Genomic DNA, 18,406 nt, shown 5'->3' on the forward strand with positions numbered 1-18,406 from the left:
TAACCCTAAATAACAATCCTCATAACAAGTGAGTTTGAAAACTAATTTAAAGTGCGACCTTCAGAGACTAAATTATGCTTGCCTAATAATCGATACATTGTCGCCCGTGAAATACCAAGTTCTTTTGCCGCTAAGGCAACCTGCCCCTCATGTGACTCTAAAACATAAAGTAAAGCATCTCGCTCTGAATCTTCTCTTATTGTTCTTAGACTTCTGGCTTTACTTGCTTGCTTTGGTAAATCGAAATGATCCAGTTCAATTAACCCCCCTTCAGACATCAAGACCGCCCGCTTAACTTGGTTTATCAATTCACGGACATTTCCTGGCCATTGATATTGAGCTAATACCTTCATCGCTTGCGGTGAAATGCTCCGAGCTTGGGCATTATATTCCCGGCTAAACTGTTGAACATAAAAATGAGCAATTAATCCAATGTCTACACTGCGCTCTTTTAAAGGGGAAACATGAATTTTTAAAATATTCAGGATATAAAATAACTCGGCATTAAATTCTTGGTCTCGAACACTTTGCTCTAAATCTTTATAGGTGGTTACAACAATACGAACATCGATAGGCTTTATACCATCAGCAGTTTCAATCGATTGATTAGATAAAAATTGCAATAAATTACGCTGTTGAGATTGAGGTAGCGCGGTAATATCTTTAATAATCAATGTTCCACCATCCGCTGCCTCTATTTTAGTTTTACATTGAGGGTGTGGATTTTCAACATCGATACCAAAGACTTCTCGCTCAAACCGCTGTTCTGATAAAGCACTGCAATTCACCACGACCATGGGCGCTTTATTTCTAGGAGAGTGCTGATGAATGGATTTAGCCACTAAACTTTTACCGACGCCTTGTTCACCAGAAACAATGATAGTCGCATCGGTATTCGCAATCCGTTTAATTTGCTCTCTTAAACGCTTAACAACTAAAGATTCACCAATTAAAGAAATTTGATTATCTATTGAGTTATCTGGCCATACTTTTTTCTCTAGCTTTAACATACCAAGCTGATGACCAATACTGCTTAATAACAATTTATCAGGCATAGGGGCGGTGAAAAAATCGATACAAAAATTCACAATAAACTGGCAAATTGGATCATGAGTTAATTGCTGATCTTTAATATAAGCCATCCAACGAACTTGTTTATTATTACTGACCAAATAGGTCACAGCACTTAAGCTAAAATCATCTGCGCTTAGATCCACCAACCCAATACAAGGGCCAATTTTATCTATTTGCTGCTGACCAAGACGCAGATCTTCACAGCGATAACACTTCCACCCAGCTAAAGTAACTTTATCTAACCATGCTTCATTTTTACCGCCAATCACCAATAATGAACCGGGTACGGAATCCATTTTGAATTGAGTTTCCATAAAACATCCTTATATTATTTATGCCTAAACAGCTTCAAAATGCGAGTTTCAGCGAGAATAAAGCTTAATTTAATTAACCCACTAGGTTGGTGAAAAAATACTCACTATAGCGGTATTATTATGTATGTTCGTCTCAATATTAAGACATAGACTATTTCACTAAAAAAATCGAATAATATTTAAAGATATGTGATATCTAAGTCACCTCAAAATGCGAGTTTCATCGAAAGTGAAACCAGTATTATTCTGCATCTTAAAGTCACAGTCGTATATAGGCTGAAAGTATAGATAAAATAATAAACCCACTAAAATAGTGGGTTTATTGATGTTGCGAAGGAGATAAAACGCTTAGTTTTGAGGACGCATTGCTGGGAATAAAATCACATCACGAATAGTGTGAGTGTTAGTAAATAGCATAGCTAAACGATCGATACCAATACCTTGACCCGCAGTTGGTGGCAAACCGTGTTCTAATGCATTAATGTAATCCGCATCATAGAACATTGCTTCATCATCACCCGCATCTTTGGCATCCACTTGTGCTTTAAAGCGTGCATCTTGATCTTCTGCATCATTAAGCTCAGAGAAACCATTGGCCACTTCACGACCACCAATAAAGAATTCAAAGCGATCGGTGAAGAACGGATTGGAATCACTACGGCGAGCAAGTGGTGAAATATCTGCTGGATAGCCAGTAATAAAAGTTGGTTGGATCAACTGAGGTTCAGCCGTCTCACCAAAGATCTCTTCAAGAAGTTGACCACAAGTCCAGAAGCTTTCGACTTGGATATGTACTGATTTTGCAATCTTCACCATAAAGTCACGATCTTTAACCGTCTCTTCATTTAGATTCGCAATATCGGCATGATCTGGATTGTAGTGTTTGATCGCGTCAATCATGCTCATACGTGCATATTTACCGCCAAACTCAACCGTCTCTTCACCGTATGGCATTGACGTTGCACCTAGCACTTCTAATGCGACTGTACTTAGCATTTCTTCAGTAAGATCCATCAGATCGTTGTAATCTGCATACGCCATGTAGAATTCCATCATTGTGAATTCTGGATTATGGCGAGGTGATAAACCTTCGTTACGGAAGTTACGGTTCACTTCAAACACACGATCAAATCCACCAACCACCAAACGCTTCAAGTAAAGCTCAGGTGCAACACGTAAGTACATGTCGATATCTAATGCGTTATGGTGAGTAATAAATGGGCGAGCCGTCGCACCACCTGGGATCACATGCATCATTGGTGTTTCGACTTCTAAGAAAGATTTTTTCGCCATGAAGTTGCGAATAGCCATCACTAATTTTGAACGGATGATAAACGCTGTACGAGAATCTTCATTCACAATTAGATCAACGTAACGTTGACGGTAACGCATTTCTTGGTCAGTTAACCCGTGGAATTTCTCTGGTAGCGGACGAAGTGCTTTAGTCAGCAATTCATAGCTTTCCATATTCACGTAAAGATCACCTTTGCCTGATTTGTGCAAGGCACCTTTCACGCCGATGATGTCACCGATATCTAAACCTTGGTATTTCTCTTTTAATTCTTTTTGCACTTCTTTTGCAGCATACGCTTGAATGCGGCCAGATGTTTCTTGGATCACAAGAAATGGGCCACGTTTGGCCATCACACGACCAGCAATCGCCACAACATGATTTAATGCTTCTAAATCTTCTTTGCTCTTTTCTCCAAACTCAGCTTGAAGATCCGCAGCTAAATGCTCACGACGAAAATCATTTGGGTGGCCATTCGCTTTACAGTTTTGACGGATGTGATCCAGTTTTGCACGACGCTCAGCAATCAGTTTGTTCTCTTCTGCTACATCGATATGATCTTGGCTATTTGACTCGGTCATCAGGTGCCCTTAATAAGTAAGTTGTTTTCTGTTAAGAAAAATAATTCTGTTATTCACAAGTTGGTCTTCTGTCGTGGATTCTTTATAAGCCCGACTTCAAACTTGCTTCTATAAATTTATCGAGATCGCCATCGAGCACAGCTTGAGTATTGCGATTTTCAATACCAGTACGTAAATCTTTAATACGTGAATCATCTAATACGTACGAACGGATTTGGCTGCCCCAACCGATATCAGATTTAGAATCTTCATTGGCTTGTTTTTCAGCATTCTGCTTTTGCAATTCAAATTCAAACAATTTGGCGCGAAGTTGCTTCATCGCTTGATCTTTGTTTTTATGCTGAGAACGATCATTTTGGCACTGCACCACAATATTGGTTGGAACGTGAGTAATACGAACTGCCGATTCAGTGGTGTTAACGTGTTGACCACCCGCACCCGAAGCACGGTAGACATCAATACGTAAATCCGATGGATTAATATCAATTTGAATATTGTCATCAATCTCTGGATAAATAAACGCAGATGCAAATGAAGTATGGCGACGGCCACCTGAATCAAACGGAGATTTACGCACTAAACGATGCACACCGGTTTCTGTGCGTAACCACCCGTAAGCATATTCACCAGAAATGCGTACTGTCGCGCCTTTAAGGCCAGCAACATCCCCTTCTGAAACTTCAATGATTTCCGTTTTAAATCCTTTCGATTCAGCCCAACGCAAATACATACGTAGCATCATCGATGTCCAATCTTGTGCTTCAGTACCGCCAGAACCTGATTGTAGGTCGATATAACAATCTGAAGCGTCATGATCACCGGCAAACATACGACGAAATTCAAGCTTTTCTAACTTGGCTTCCAACTCGGCAAGTTCAGGTTCGATTTCATCAAAGGTTTCTTGATCTTGCTCTTCAACAGCAAGCTCTAATAAACCTTCAACATCTTCACCACCTTGATCGAGATGATCAATAGTTTCCACAACCGCTTCTAAAGAGGCACGTTCTTTCCCTAACGCTTGTGCACGTTCAGGCTCGTTCCATACATCGGGTTGTTCAAGTTCTGCGTTGACTTCTTCTAGACGCTCTTTCTTGGCATCATAGTCAAAGATACCCCCTCAGAACATTCGTGCGCTCGGCAACGTCCTGAAGGCGGTTTTTGATAGGATTGATTTCAAACATGTGGGCTCATCGCTAATTTGAGAAATGGGATCGTTTATAAGCGCAGAATTCTACCTAACTTACTAAGGAAGATACAGGGATTTCCATAGTGGATTGACGAAATTCTCATCGATTTTATCGCTTCATCGGCAAAGTAATCCTGGCGATGAAGAGACAATAAGTTTAATTGGCTTTTAGATGCTCAACCATCAATTGCAAAGATTGATTGCCACGAAATTCATTAATATCAAGTTTATAGGCTAAATGAACAGTTTTTACCGAAGCATCAGGCCAACGGCGTAGATCAACATTAAAAGCAATCCCGTCAATCATGATCCCAGTAGGGTGCCCTTTAAACAAAGGCTCTAGCATCATTTTAAGATGTTTCTCCCCTACCAATTTTTGGTGAAGCAACTTGAATTCACCATCAAAAATAGGCTCTGGGAAGGCTTGACCCCATGGGCCACCAGCGCGAATGTCTTCCGCCGTATGCATTGAAAACTCTTCTGGTTTTAATTCACCATCCGACAACACCACACCTTGTAAAGCAGATGAATCTAGATCGTGTCTAACTGCTTGATCAAATAATTGGCTAAATTGCTCAAACTTATCGTGATAAATGGTTAAACCTGCCGCCATCGCATGCCCACCAAATTTCAGAATGATACCAGGGTGCTGAGTATCAATACGGTCTAATACATCGCGCATGTGTAAGCCCGGAATTGAGCGACACGAGCCTTTGAGCACAGATTCACCAGAATCAAGTTGCCCACCATCGGCAAAAGCAATCACCGGACGATGAAATTCATCTTTGATGCGTGAGGCCAAAATGCCAATCACACCTTGATGCCAATCGGCTTGATATAAGGTTAACCCATAAGGCAGTTGTGATAGATCCGACAATCCACCTTTCGCATTCAATAAACGCTCGCAAAATGCCATGGCTTCTTGCTTCATGCCTTGTTCAATTTCACGACGCATTAGGTTTAAGCTATCAAGCTCACTGGCCATTCTCCGAGCTGCATGAATGTTATTACACAGCAATAACTCGACGCCATAAGACATATCTTCTAACCGACCTGCAGCATTAATTCTTGGCCCTAAAGCGAACCCAAAATCTGCAGCCACTAATCGTTTGGCATCTCGTTTCGCCACTTCAATGAGCGCAACAATACCGGGGCGGCCTTTACCAGCTCGAATACGCTGCAAGCCTTGATGCACTAAAATTCGGTTATTCTCATCCAGTGGTACCACATCGGCTACCGTACCTAATGCCACTAAATCCAGTAGTTCCGCTAAGTTAGGTTCTGGCATATTTTGCTGAGTAAACCAGTTTTGTGTTCGCATCTCAGCGCGCAAGGCCAGCATTAAATAAAAGGCTACGCCGACTCCAGCTAACGCTTTGGAAGGAAAAGCACATTGTTGGAGATTAGGATTAACCATGGCATCTGCCATCGGCAATTCATGTCCCGGAAGGTGATGATCGGTGACAATAACCGTTAAGTTTTTCTCTTTGGCATAACGCACCCCATCAATCGATGACACCCCATTATCCACTGTCATGATCACCTGTGCGCCAAGCTCTATCGCTTGATCCACCACATCAGGGCTCAATCCATAGCCATCTTCAAAACGATTCGGCACAAGGTAATCTACGTTTTGACTGCCCAACATACGGATAGCCAGAACCGATAACGCTGAACTGGTCGCACCATCGGCATCAAAATCTCCCACCACAATCACTCGTTTTTGCTCTTTAATTGCCTTAAATAGCAATTCCACTGCCAAACTAATGCCATGTAATGATTGATAAGAATGTAATCCCTTCGCCCCTTTTTCCAGTTGGCTCACATCATCAATATTGCGATTTAAGTAAATTCGACGCAACAGCGCAGGAATCGACTCTGGCAAACGAGAAAGGTCAACATCAGGGCGACGGGTAATAGTAGTCATAACACTCTTTGGTTAATTAATTTGATGTAGATATCAACTGGTAATGAATCACATACAACTGTTCAATATTGGGATAAATTTCTTGAATGACTGATTGTAATTGCGGCAATGTCATATTTTCTTGCTCAGCGTGAAAGTCATTTAATTCCGAACATAACACTGCATCAACATTCAAGATTCTCAATTGGCAGAAAACTCGCCCAGCTTCTAATGTAGATACAGTCACAATAGAGCCTGGCACATAATGACTTTCTGCTTCATCTCGAATAGTAATGGTTTTCTTGCCCGCTAAAATATCAGCTTCAAAGCGGGCAAAAAAAGTCATCTCAGTCGGGGTAGCTGATGAGGTCATTATAAACCCGCAGCTTGAAGCGTTTGCAATAATTTATCTGCCGGTAAGTAACCACCCACCAACTGTCCATTTGATAATAAAATAGCAGGCGTTCCGTTAATTCCCAGTTGTGAACCAAAAGCGTATTGATCGGCGATCATTTTTTGACACTTCGGCAAATTTTTCGAATCAAAATCAAAGCGGCGATTTAATTTCACATCATCCAATGCGACTTTGCGATCGTCAGCGCACCATACTTTAGCCATCGTTTCGGCCACATTGCCCGTAGGCCCTTGACGTGGGTAAGCCATATAGCGAACGGTAATACCGGCATCGTTGTATTTTTGCATTTCTTTGTGCAATTTTACGCAGTAACCACAGGTGATATCAGTAAAGACCGTCACCACATATTTTTCATTCTTTGCTTTATACACAATCATGTCATCAGCAAAACCTTCCACTTGCTTAGCGTATTTTTTTGCCATTAAGTCGGTAAAGTTGCCATCTTTATCTAAAGAATACATTTTACCTTGAATGAAATGATCGCCCTTATTAGTGGCAAAGAACAAACCTTGATTGGTCGTCACTTCTGCTAGCCCCTCAATCTCAGAAGGTTGAATATCCGTAACACTTAATCCTAACTTGCCAAATCGAGAACTGATCTCAGATTTATCAATGGTATCTGCTTGCACTGCCACACTGTTTAGCATCATAACAACCGATAACACAGCTGCCGGTAAAAAAGAAAGATAACGCATGAATCACCTTAAAAATGAATAGTTATAATAAATAGAGCCATAATCACAAGGCTATGACTGATTAAGCTCGCGGGTGATGCTCTTGATGGATTTGCTTCAATCGCTCAGTTGCCACGTGAGTATAAATTTGTGTGGTCGATAAGTCACTATGCCCAAGCAGCATTTGCACCACCCTGAGATCGGCACCATGATTCAAAAGATGGGTCGCAAACGCATGACGCAAAACGTGAGGAGAAAGTGCTTCAACATCAATTCCGGCATGGACGGCATAAAATTTAATTCGGTGCCAAAACGTTTGCCGAGTCATCTGCTGGGCTCGTTTACTTGGGAAAACAACATCAGAACTTTTCTCGCCTAATAATGCGGGCCGACCTTGCTCTAAAAAGGTTTCAATCCATTCGATTGCATTCTCCCCCATTGGCACTAAACGTTCTTTGCCACCTTTACCAATAACCCGGACTACCCCTTGACGCAAGCTCATGTTTTCCATCGTCAAACTGATCAATTCAGTTACACGTAAGCCTGTCGCATAAAGCAGCTCAAGCATCGCTTTATCTCGCAGTTCTATCGGGTCTTCGACAATAGGAGCCGAAAGTAAATCTTCAATTTGTTGTTCTGATAAATCTTTCGGTAGGCGCTTTGGCAACTTAGGCATAATAAGTAATGCACTTGGATCATCGGCTCTAATTTTTTCTTGGATCAAGTACTGAAAAAAACGACGTATCGCTGACAACATGCGAGCTCGGGAAGTTTGCTTAAAATCCTGCGCAACCATCCAAGCTTGGTAATCTTGTAAGTCACTATTACTGATCGTATTCCAGTCAAGCTTAGTCTTCATCATCCAGCCGACTAAGCGTTCTAAATCATAACGATACGATTGAACGGTATTTTCTGATAGCCCACGCTCTAACCAAATAGAATCTAAAAAACGCTCCACTAATAACATCTGTGTCGATTGCTTTACTTCCACAGGCTTTACTTCAAATTGCTTAGCAGACACCTTAAACCTCGTTTATTTTTGTTGCTCTAACATGAGAGTACGGTAGGCGATCATCAATTACCATTAGTTTTCATTAATCATTGGCTATATGTTTGTTAGAATAGAAATCCTTGTGACACATCAAAAAGATTAGTTTATGAAAATTGGTTTGTTTTATGGCTCCAGCACCTGCTACACCGAAATGGCATCAGAAAAGATCCGCGCTATTATTGGGGAAGAATTAGTCGACATATACAATATTAAAGACACCCCAGTTGCAACATTACAAGAATACGACTTTCTCATTTTGGGTATTTCTACTTGGGATTTTGGTGAAATCCAAGAAGATTGGAGTGCAGTATGGCAACAAATCGATGGGCTTACTCTAAACGACAAGTACGTCGCACTATTCGGGCTCGGCGATCAAGAAGGTTATGGCGAATGGTTTCTCGATGCGATGGGAATGCTGCATGATGAATTAGCGGTGACTGGCGCGACATTCTTAGGCTACTGGCCAAATACTGGTTATGTTTTTGATAAATCGAAAGCACTAACTGAAGATGAGTCTCACTTTGTTGGTTTAGCATTGGATGAAGATTCACAATATGAATTAAGTGATGAACGTATCGAAACTTGGTGTGAACAAATCCTCGTGGAATATCACGATAAACTGTAAGTTTTATCAAAAAATGGCTTAACCGATTGGGGTTAAGCCATTTTTATATTCAATCAAATTACAACAAATCTCTGAACTGAAATTATAGTGACTCTGCTTTAATTTCGTTAAGATTGGTGCTGACTTTCTCTTCAATCACTTCGATTTTTTTCGGGATAAAGAACATCGCAATGATCATCGCCAGTGTTGGTGGAATCCAAGCCATGCCGTAATCAAATAGCGGTAGGAAACTGAAGATAGACACATCCATTCCAACAACCTTTGCTGCATCAATCAGAGCAAATACTAATGACACAATCACGACGTTACGATAAGCCGCCTTACGATTAGGCAAACGACCACGTATAAAGGTCAGTAATACAATCGCAATCGCCACTGGATACAGAGCAAATAAAACCGGCACAGAAAGCGTAATAAGTTGATTTAGCCCTACATTAGCCACAAGTGCACAAGCAGCCCCTGTAATCACAACCCACTGCTTGTAAGTTAAAGACGTAAGCGTACTAAAGTATTCGGCACATGAAGAAATTAAACCAATTGCCGTGGTTAGACAGGCAATCAACACAATTGTTGACAACACAAATTGACCTTCAGTACCAAATAGCGCTTGAACATAAAGCGTTAACACTGTGCCACCATTGTCAGCACCTGCTGCAACTTCATTACTGGTCGCGCCTAAGTAGAACAGTGAAATATAGACAAACGCTAAACCAGCCGCCGCAATAAATGCCGCACCAATCACGTATTTAGTGACAACTTTCTTTTCCGTGATGCCTTTACTGCGCAGAGCTTCAATCACCAACGCACCAAACATCAAAGCACCAAACGTATCCATGGTGTTATAACCATCTAAGAAGCCTGTGGTCATTGGTCGTGTCAGATAATGTGCTTGTGCTGGTAAAATTTCACCTTGAGGATAAAGAAACACCATCACAGATAAAACAATTAAGCCCAAAAATAAAACCGGAGTTAAAACCTTACCTATCACATCCAATAATTTACCTTGATACCAAGCAAAGAACATGGCAACTAAGAAAAATACGATTGAGAACAACGTCAACTGCAATTGCTCAGGGTTAGCAATAAAAGGTTTCACCCCCATTTCATAGGCAACAAGGCCAGTACGAGGAGCAGCAAATGCGGGGCCAATGATAATGAAGAAAAGAACAGCCATAAACGTAGCGGATTTTTTCGGCAGATCACTGGTTAACTTTTCCCAACCACCACCAGCAACGGCAATGGCAATAATGCATAATAACGGCAAACCTACGGCTGTGATTAAAAATCCAGACATGGTTAATAGAACATGATCCCCAGCCATTTGTCCGGCAAGTGGTGGGAAAATAATGTTGCCAGCACCTAAAAAGAATGCAAACAACATGAAGCCTAAAGCGATAATATCGGTTATTTTTAACTTTTGGTTCAAAATAAACCCTTAATGTGTGTATGAGTAAACAAGAGCAAGAACGATGAAAGTGTAATCAACCGACATCTATCCCATTTGCGCAGATAATGACGAAATTTAGACTAAGTGGCAAGTCGAACACCAAAAAACACAATAAAACTGCAAACATTTGACAATAAGTTAGATAATCAAACTGAATATTAAAAAGAAATCAGATTTAAACACTCAGAAAAACGCAATAAAATGGTCATCAATTAACATAAAAACCCAATATTCGATCAAATATCAGAATGATAAACTAGATAAAGGCCATGCTTATTAATGGATAAAACCAAAGATTTCCACTTAAAACAATTTTCTATTATTGGCGGGCATTCAGGTATGCCAGTCAGTACAGATGGCATCTTACTGGGTGCTTGGGCTAACTTACTTCATGCTCATTCGATACTCGATATTGGCACCGGTACAGGGCTGCTCGCCTTAATGTCGGCGCAACGTAATCCCAAAGCTAAAATCCAAGCTATCGACATTGATATTGATGCCGTAGATGCTGCAACAATCAATATAAAAAACAGCCCTTGGTCTGACAGGATCACAGTAGAGCAAGATGATATTACGCAGCGGCAACCCAACATGAATGTGGAGCATATCACTTGTAACCCTCCTTACTTCAACTCAGGCGAAACGACACAATCGCAAGCCAGAGCAAAAGCTCGCCACACGTTAACCTTAAGTCACCCAGAATTATTAATCGCTTGCCGTGCATGGTTATCAGATGAAGGTGAGGCCAGCTTTATACTGCCCAAAGCAGAAGGAAAAGCTTTTCTAGATCTCGCTCAAACACTCGGTTGGTTTATTAGCCGGATATGCGAAGTAAACACCACTGCAACAAAACCTTGTCACCGGATGTTGATCGCACTTACTCGCCGAGATATCGACATAGAATATAGCCAATTAACCATTCATGAAAACGGCCAATACAGCCGAGATTTTATTGAATTAACTAAGGACTTTTATTTAAAAATGTAACAGAGGCCATATAGGCTTTAAAAAGCATCCTGCTATCAGGAAAAACACAGAGATCTCTCGCTGAAAGTGTGATCTTGAAGTATAATGCGCGACCGTTTATCCCCTTAAAAAAACTTGGGTATACGAACCTTTTTCTGCGTGTGGCATGTGTTCACACTATCTTTATTATACTCAAAGTCATCAAGGTTACAGTGAGCAAACTTTGCCAACATGCTGTAATGTTAAGTAGACAAGTATAGAACCATGTTAAACAACGCCGAATGGCTTGCTGGAGAAATTACGTGATCAGAACTTTTGCAGAACTCGATCTAGACCAAAACCTTATCGAAGCTATTGAAGAAATGGGCTTTGAACGCCCGACTCAAATACAAGCTGATGCAATTCCACAAGCTCTGGATGGTAAAGATGTTCTAGCATCAGCACCAACAGGTACCGGTAAAACCGCTGCATTTGCCTTACCCGCTTTACAGTTTTTGCAAGATTTCCCACGTAAAAAAGCTGGCCCTGCTCGCGTACTTATTTTAACGCCAACGCGCGAACTGGCAATGCAAGTGGCGGATCAAACTCGCGCTTTGGCAAAAAACACTAATTTGAACGTCTTCACCATTACTGGTGGCGTGATGTATCAAGATCACGCAGATATCCTTGCCACAACACAAGATATCGTCGTCGCAACACCTGGCCGCTTAATGGAGTACATTGAAGCAGAACGCTTTGATTGTCGTGCTATTGAATGGTTAATCCTTGATGAAGCAGATCGCATGTTAGATATGGGCTTTGGCCCAGTTGTTGATCGCTTATCAGCAGAGTGTCGCTGGCGTAAGCAAACCCTTTTATTCTCGGCAACATTAGAAGGCCGTGGAGTAGAAGGTTTCACCGAAGATCTCCTTAAGAACCCTGTTAAGTTAGAAGCGGATCCATCACGTCGTGAACGTAAAAAGATCACTCAATGGTATCACCGCGCCGATACCGCAGCGCACAAGCTGGATTTGCTAAAAGCAATTTTAACTCAAGCTGAACGCACCATTATTTTCGTTAAAACTCGTGAGCGTTTAGCAGAGCTGCGTGGCCACTTAGAAAGTGCTCAAGTAGTGTGTGCGTGGATCCAAGGTGAAATGCCTCAAGATCGTCGTAACAATGCCATTACTCGTTTCCGTGATGGTGACGTCAATGTATTGATTGCGACCGACGTTGCTGCTCGTGGTATTGACTTACCCGATGTGAGCCATGTGATTAACTACGATATGCCACGTACTGCTGACGTTTACTTGCACCGTATCGGTCGTACTGCTCGCGCAGGTAAAAAAGGCAATGCTATCTCTTTAGTCGAAGCCCATGACCAATCAATGATTGAACGAGTGATGCGTTACACCAAAGATGAAATCAAAGAACGCTACGTTCAAGGCCTGCGTCCTAATACCAAAAAGCCAGTGATTAAGAAAAAGAACAAAAAGAAAGTGAAGGCAGCTGCCGCAACAATTTCTAAAAAACAAGCTGCGCTTAAAAAGAAGAAAAAGAAAAATAAATAATCAACACCAGTCTGGCTCATAAAGCTGTTGGCTGATAAACAGTGGAATGAAAACGAAAAGGGATCTCATTTTAAAGTGAGATCCCTTTTTTCGTTAATTACGCCAATAAGACAATTAGTTTTGTTCTTCGCGCTTAAATACCAACTCGGATGCTGTCGACTCAGCAGGCACAAAGTAATACCCAGCCACATCAAAAGATTTCAGTTCATCCAATGTCTTGATATTGTTTTCGATGATGTAACGCGCCATCAAGCCACGTGCTTTTTTGGCATAAAAGCTGATCACTTTATAAGTGCCATTTTTACAATCTTTAAACGCTGGAGTAATGATAGTACCCTTCACTTTTTTAGGCTTCACGGCTTTAAAGTATTCATTCGAGGCTAAGTTTATTAACAAATCGTCACCTTGGGCTTGTAAGGCTTGGTTCACCTCATCAGTGATGATATCCCCCCAGAACTGATACAAGTTCGTACCGCGCTCATTAGCAAGCTTAGTACCCATTTCTAATCGATATGGCTGCATCAAATCCATTGGCTTTAATAAGCCGTATAGCCCCGATAGCATACGCAAATGAGATTGCGCATAATCTAAATCTCTTTCCGATAAACTTTCCGCATCTAACCCCGTGTAGACATCACCTTTAAAAGCAAATATGGCTTGGCGAGCGTTATCAAAATCAAACGTTGGATTCCACTGAGCAAAGCGGGCAACATTAAGCCCTGCTATTTTATCGCTCACCTTCATTAGACGAGAAATATCTTCAGGGCTAAGCTTACGACAAACATCGATCAATTGTGCTGAATGATCAGTCAACACTGGCAAAGTATGCTTTTGTGTTGGTAAAGGAGATTCGTAATCTAACGTTTTAGCAGGAGAAACCAATATCAGCATATTCAATCCATTCTTCGTCTATGAACTTAATTTGAGGGATCCAGTATAACAAAAAAGCCACACATCTCTGTATGGCTTTTCCAATTAGTTTAATTGCTTTTCACAATCAATATTATTTTTTATTTTCCCAAACACCGTCTTCTATTTGTGACTGTAGCTCAGGGAAATCATTAGCATCAAATGTCGGTACTTTCCCTTCCGACAATTGTTTATTGTAATCTTTTGCTAATTTAATCACGATGCCAGATAGCAGCAAAATCGCTACCAAGTTAACTATCGCCATTAGGCCCATAGAAGCATCCGCCAACGACCAAACTGTTGGTAATGTGGCAAGCGAGCCAAACATCACCATACCAAGAACGATGACACGGAAAATCTGTTTCGCATAACGAGACTTTTTGAAAATAAACATGATGTTACTTTCAGCGTACGAGTAGTTAGCAATAATTGATGTGAATGCGAAGAAGAAAATCGCAACCGCAACAAAGATGTTACCCCACTCACCAACTTGAGCGCTCAAGGCATTTTGAGTCAGGATGATACCGGTCACTTCACTATGTGGTACATATTCACCAGACAGTAAGATAATCGATACTGTTGCCGTACAAATCACAATGGTATCAACAAACACACCTAGCATTTGAACATAACCTTGAGAAGCAGGATGCGGTGGGTATGGCGTTGCAGCAGCCGCCGCATTAGGCGCAGAACCCATACCCGCTTCGTTCGAGAACAAACCACGAGCAACACCCACTTTAATCGCATTCATTACCGCATAACCAACACCACCAGCGGCAGCTTCTTGCAGGCCAAATGCACTCTTAAAGATCAGCTCTAATGCACCCGGTACTTTATCGAAATTCATGATAATAACGAACACAGCAAGCATTAAGTAAGCAATCGCCATGATTGGAACAAGAATTTCTGCTGTACGAGCAATTTTGCGCATACCACCAAAAATAACAAAGCCTGATAGCACAACTAAAACACCACCAACCATCGCTTTGTTCCAATTAAATGCAGTGTGCATTGCATCGGCAATCGAGTTTGATTGAACCGCATTGAAAACTAAACCAAAGGCAATAATAAGAAGAACGGAAAACAATACGCCCATCCAGCGCATGCCTAAGCCTTTCTCCATGTAGTAAGCTGGACCACCACGATATGCCCCATCCTCACCACGAGTTTTGTACAACTGAGCTAAGGTACTTTCTGCGAACGCAGTTGACATGCCAACCATGGCAATAACCCACATCCAAAAAATAGCACCTGGTCCGCCTACAGTTAACGCAACCGCGACACCCGCCATATTACCGGTACCAACACGAGCTGCTAAACTGGTACAAAACGCTTGAAAAGATGAAATACCATCTTTATCTGCTTTACGGCTGTTCTTTAATACCGAAAACATATGACCAAAATGGCGTAACTGGATAAAGCCAAGGCGTAATGTAAAGTAAATACCTACCCCAACCAATAAATAAACTAAAATGGATCCCCACAGGAGATCATTCAATAATGCAATTAGATCTGTCACTCAAACCTCACCTAAAATTATGACAATTTTCACCTCTCATCCAAAGACGAGAGCTCCCTCATTGCCTTTATCTTTCAATTTGAATTAATTTCTTTTAGTGTTTTTTGAAAGATAAAGGTTCATCAAAAAGTCGCCTTGATGCGTCGTCAAATCTTATGACCGGCAGGATAATGCAGTCCTGAGCCGCAAAAATCAATATGAAATTACGCTCATAACTATGCATTATTGAACCATAAACTCCCAAGTAATGAGTATATGTATCCAACTTTATTACATCAAAAAGAATCTTTTGCTTATAAAAAAACAAACCAAGCATGAGTTTGCTTACAAATGTTAATCAATTGTGAAGTGAGCTTAACCTTGTTCAGACAAGGGCTAGCCCTCAATCTTATTAATATTCTTTTCTTCATCGAGATCCACTCACTCAAAAATAAAATTCAAACAACAAGAGTGAAACAAAAGAAACACATGATTAACATTTTGATTTTTTATCAATTTTATTTTCTTTAATCTTTTTTTACTGAACGGCTATTTCTTCATCTTTATAGTGAAAGTATGACGTTGGCAACATAACGACATAAAAACTTCATTATTTAGAAATAAATGAGAAATACATCAAAGTTAATCTCTTGAATTGTGTGATATGAATAAATTCTGAATACAGATTCAGTATCTAAAACGAGAGGGATCAATTATGGAAAGCTTTCAATTAGAAGACATCATGGTAATGGAGCCTGGGCTTTACCGCTCAAGTAAAGTGAAGGCAACCAAGCGAAAATGGCGGGAGATTGAAGCAATTCAAGATAGACGCCAATTACAAAAGGAATTGATGGATCTGGATTATTCTCGAGAATACAAACTCGAAGATATTGAATTTTAACTAACATACTAAACAACAGGCGCACATTGGTTGCGCCTGTTGTTTATGAGCTTAAACGTCAAATATTAATCAGCTTTCATGTAAGAAGACAATCGCAGATATTCTTCTTCAATATCATGACCAAACAATGGGTCGCTAACCTCTTCTCCCCACAAGCTTTCCACAGCTTCCCAATCTTTCGCACTAAAATCTCGTTTCAATTTAGGCAATATTTCACGCTCTTCAAAATCTAAATGACGTTTCTGTTCATGGATAAAGTGATGAAGCTGTTGAATAAACACTTCCTTAGGCACTATCGAATCTTGCAACACCATTTCCACTAACTCAGAAAATTCCAGCGTCACTTTATCTAACAGTTTATGCTCATTGTCTAAATTCGCGATATCACTATTCTTACCATAATGCTCAAGATAATAATGATAAATCAGGTCTTCTTTTGGGTGATGGGTTTGTTGTGAATGCTGTTGTAAGTAAACAATAACATCGTGAACAATTTGATAATCAATTTCCTTATCATTCTGAAGTTGTGTCGCTTTTTCATCAAGAATGACCAACAATCGCACCATATAACTGTGCTCTCGACTAATGATTTCTCCTAGCATAACTTCTCCTTTGAGCCTTTTACTTCCGCTCATATAGTGTGGCGTATGTTCATACTATAGAAGTCATATAGGAAGCTGCCATTGTTCTTGGTCAAGAAACGGTCAATCAAAAGGCAGTGATAACACCTCTCCAGTTAAACTAGGTTGCCATTGTATGATGGGTTTCCCTGCCGATTTCAAAATTTGATTCACCTGAGAAAAATGCCCGCAGCCCAAAAAGCCTCGATGAGCAGATAATGGCGATGGATGCGGAGCCGTTAATACGTGATGCTTCTCAGTATTAATAGTGGCACCTTTTTTCTGAGCATGCGCTCCCCATAATAGGAAGACCACACCGTTATGTTCTGCATTTACTGTTTCAATAACATGGTCAGTGAAGGTTTCCCAGCCTGCTTTAGCATGGGAATGTGCTTTACCTTGCTCCACCGTTAAGACGGTATTTAATAGCAGAACGCCTTGTTCGGCCCATGAAGAAAGATAACCATGCTTAGGGATTTCAAATCCCTTAATATCGTTTGCCAATTCTTTATACATATTGGCTAACGATGGCGGCGTCTTCACATTAGGTAAAACGGAGAATGCCAAGCCATGAGCTTGATCTGGCCCATGATAAGGATCTTGCCCTAATATCACGACTTTCACATTTTCAAATGGCGTGTAGTCAAACGCTGAAAAAACATGATCTTGAGGCGGGTAAATAATCTTACCTTGAGCTCTTTCTTCCTCAACAAATTTCAACAACTCTTGAAAGTAAGTATGTTGTTTTTGTTGCTCAATAATGCAGCTCCAATTTAGGTTACTCATCATGGTTCTCTCATTAATCAATACTTATTGAACGCTATTGTAATCACTTGTGATTAAAAGCAAAAATGGATAAAAGCAAAATTCATTGACCTAAATCAATGCATAGTGTGTGGTTACTGCTTATATAATGGAGAATGGAATAATTTTATACAACCTCATTAACGCTACCTAAGTAGCACAGGAGATAGGCATGATCCAAGGTATTCAAATTACGAAAGCAGCAAATGATGAATTACTCAATTCAATCTGGCTTTTAGACAACGAAAAAAACGAAGCACGTTGTGTTGCTGCAGAAGCAGGCTTTAGCGCAGACCAAGTGGTTGCGGCTGATTCATTAGGCGAAATCGAATATCGTGAAGTGGCGATTGAAACTGCGCCACGTGTAGAAGGCGGCCAACACCTAAACGTAAACGTATTGTCTCGTGAAACTCTTGAAGATGCCGTTGCACATCCAGAGAACTACCCACAGTTAACCATTCGTGTTTCAGGTTATGCGGTTCGTTTTAACTCTTTAACGACTGAACAACAACGCGACGTTATCGCTCGTACGTTTACAGAAACAATGTAATTCTTAAGTTGCTAGGGACAAATTCCTAGTTTCTAGAAAGATCA

General features: G+C 40.7%; 17 protein-coding genes. 5 read left to right on the forward strand and 12 right to left on the reverse strand.

All coding sequences use genetic code 11. The features are described 5' to 3' along the window. Positions 1-41: 41 nt before the first annotated feature. The 7 genes from A1QC_RS15050 to xerD form a co-directional block, all read right to left on the reverse strand. The gene (locus A1QC_RS15050; protein ID WP_017023750.1) at positions 42-1,388 is read right to left on the reverse strand and encodes a sigma-54 dependent transcriptional regulator; all 1,347 of its coding nucleotides are present in this window, start codon (positions 1,386-1,388) and stop codon (positions 42-44) included. A 348-nt stretch (positions 1,389-1,736) separates the two neighbouring features. After that, entirely contained in the window at positions 1,737-3,260 is a 1,524-nt protein-coding gene (gene lysS, locus A1QC_RS15055) for a lysine--tRNA ligase (RefSeq protein WP_017023751.1), read from the reverse strand. Positions 3,261-3,342: 82 nt separating this feature from the next. Beyond that, a protein-coding gene (prfB, locus tag A1QC_RS15060) for a peptide chain release factor 2 (RefSeq protein WP_141706030.1) occupies positions 3,343-4,441 on the reverse strand; the annotation gives its coding sequence in 2 pieces (ribosomal slippage) (positions 3,343-4,365 and positions 4,367-4,441; 1,098 coding nt in all). A gap of 162 nt (positions 4,442-4,603) precedes the next feature. Beyond that, the gene (gene recJ / locus A1QC_RS15065; RefSeq protein ID WP_017023753.1) at positions 4,604-6,373 is read right to left on the reverse strand and encodes a single-stranded-DNA-specific exonuclease RecJ; all 1,770 of its coding nucleotides are present in this window, start codon (positions 6,371-6,373) and stop codon (positions 4,604-4,606) included. Between the two features lie 16 nt (positions 6,374-6,389). Beyond that, a complete protein-coding gene (gene yqfB / locus A1QC_RS15070; protein ID WP_017023754.1) occupies positions 6,390-6,725 on the reverse strand; it encodes a N(4)-acetylcytidine aminohydrolase in 336 nt (111 codons plus the stop codon). Continuing rightward, the gene (gene dsbC, locus A1QC_RS15075; protein WP_017023755.1) at positions 6,725-7,462 is read right to left on the reverse strand and encodes a bifunctional protein-disulfide isomerase/oxidoreductase DsbC; all 738 of its coding nucleotides are present in this window, start codon (positions 7,460-7,462) and stop codon (positions 6,725-6,727) included. Before dsbC ends, yqfB begins: the two co-directional genes overlap by 1 nt. Positions 7,463-7,523: 61 nt before the next feature. Next, positions 7,524-8,408: a site-specific tyrosine recombinase XerD gene (xerD, locus tag A1QC_RS15080; RefSeq protein ID WP_039836108.1), complete on the reverse strand. Its 885-nt coding sequence runs from the start codon at positions 8,406-8,408 to the stop codon at positions 7,524-7,526. A gap of 190 nt (positions 8,409-8,598) precedes the next feature. On the opposite strand from xerD, the gene fldB reads away from it, so the two are divergent. Then, positions 8,599-9,117: a flavodoxin FldB gene (gene fldB, locus A1QC_RS15085; RefSeq protein ID WP_017023757.1), complete on the forward strand. Its 519-nt coding sequence runs from the start codon at positions 8,599-8,601 to the stop codon at positions 9,115-9,117. A gap of 82 nt (positions 9,118-9,199) precedes the next feature. Here the strand turns inward: fldB and brnQ are convergent, their stop codons facing one another. Then, on the reverse strand, positions 9,200-10,543 hold the full coding sequence (gene brnQ, locus A1QC_RS15090; protein WP_017023758.1) for a branched-chain amino acid transport system II carrier protein: 1,344 nt from the start codon (positions 10,541-10,543) through the stop codon (positions 9,200-9,202). A 300-nt stretch (positions 10,544-10,843) separates the two neighbouring features. Here brnQ and A1QC_RS15095 point away from each other — a divergent pair, with 300 nt between their 5' ends. Then, positions 10,844-11,551, forward strand: coding sequence for a tRNA1(Val) (adenine(37)-N6)-methyltransferase (locus A1QC_RS15095; RefSeq protein WP_017023759.1), 708 nt, complete (start codon positions 10,844-10,846; stop codon positions 11,549-11,551). 281 nt (positions 11,552-11,832) lie between these two features. Then, a complete protein-coding gene (gene srmB / locus A1QC_RS15100; RefSeq protein ID WP_017023760.1) occupies positions 11,833-13,080 on the forward strand; it encodes an ATP-dependent RNA helicase SrmB in 1,248 nt (415 codons plus the stop codon). A gap of 114 nt (positions 13,081-13,194) precedes the next feature. On the opposite strand, the gene yaaA is transcribed toward srmB, so the two are convergent. Together yaaA and A1QC_RS15110 are read right to left on the reverse strand one after the other, a co-directional pair. Further along, positions 13,195-13,971 carry a peroxide stress protein YaaA gene (gene yaaA, locus A1QC_RS15105; protein ID WP_017023761.1) on the reverse strand — a complete coding sequence of 259 codons (777 nt, stop codon included), beginning with the start codon at positions 13,969-13,971 and terminating at the stop codon, positions 13,195-13,197. 112 nt (positions 13,972-14,083) lie between these two features. Beyond that, complete coding sequence (locus A1QC_RS15110) at positions 14,084-15,508, reverse strand: alanine/glycine:cation symporter family protein (RefSeq protein ID WP_017023762.1); 1,425 nt, start codon at positions 15,506-15,508, stop codon at positions 14,084-14,086. A 694-nt stretch (positions 15,509-16,202) separates the two neighbouring features. On the opposite strand from A1QC_RS15110, the gene A1QC_RS15120 reads away from it, so the two are divergent. Further along, positions 16,203-16,388: a DUF3545 family protein gene (locus A1QC_RS15120; RefSeq protein WP_017023764.1), complete on the forward strand. Its 186-nt coding sequence runs from the start codon at positions 16,203-16,205 to the stop codon at positions 16,386-16,388. Between the two features lie 65 nt (positions 16,389-16,453). Here A1QC_RS15120 and A1QC_RS15125 read toward each other — a convergent pair whose 3' ends face one another. Continuing rightward, complete coding sequence (locus tag A1QC_RS15125; protein WP_017023765.1) at positions 16,454-16,990, reverse strand: hemerythrin domain-containing protein; 537 nt, start codon at positions 16,988-16,990, stop codon at positions 16,454-16,456. 102 nt (positions 16,991-17,092) lie between these two features. Further along, complete coding sequence (ung, locus tag A1QC_RS15130) at positions 17,093-17,797, reverse strand: uracil-DNA glycosylase (RefSeq protein ID WP_017023766.1); 705 nt, start codon at positions 17,795-17,797, stop codon at positions 17,093-17,095. Between the two features lie 187 nt (positions 17,798-17,984). On the opposite strand from ung, the gene grcA reads away from it, so the two are divergent. After that, positions 17,985-18,362, forward strand: coding sequence for an autonomous glycyl radical cofactor GrcA (grcA, locus tag A1QC_RS15135; protein WP_017023767.1), 378 nt, complete (start codon positions 17,985-17,987; stop codon positions 18,360-18,362). Positions 18,363-18,406: the final 44 nt, after the last annotated feature.

This window comes from Vibrio rumoiensis 1S-45, assembly GCF_000286955.2.
GTDB classification, from domain to species: domain Bacteria; phylum Pseudomonadota; class Gammaproteobacteria; order Enterobacterales; family Vibrionaceae; genus Vibrio; species Vibrio rumoiensis_A.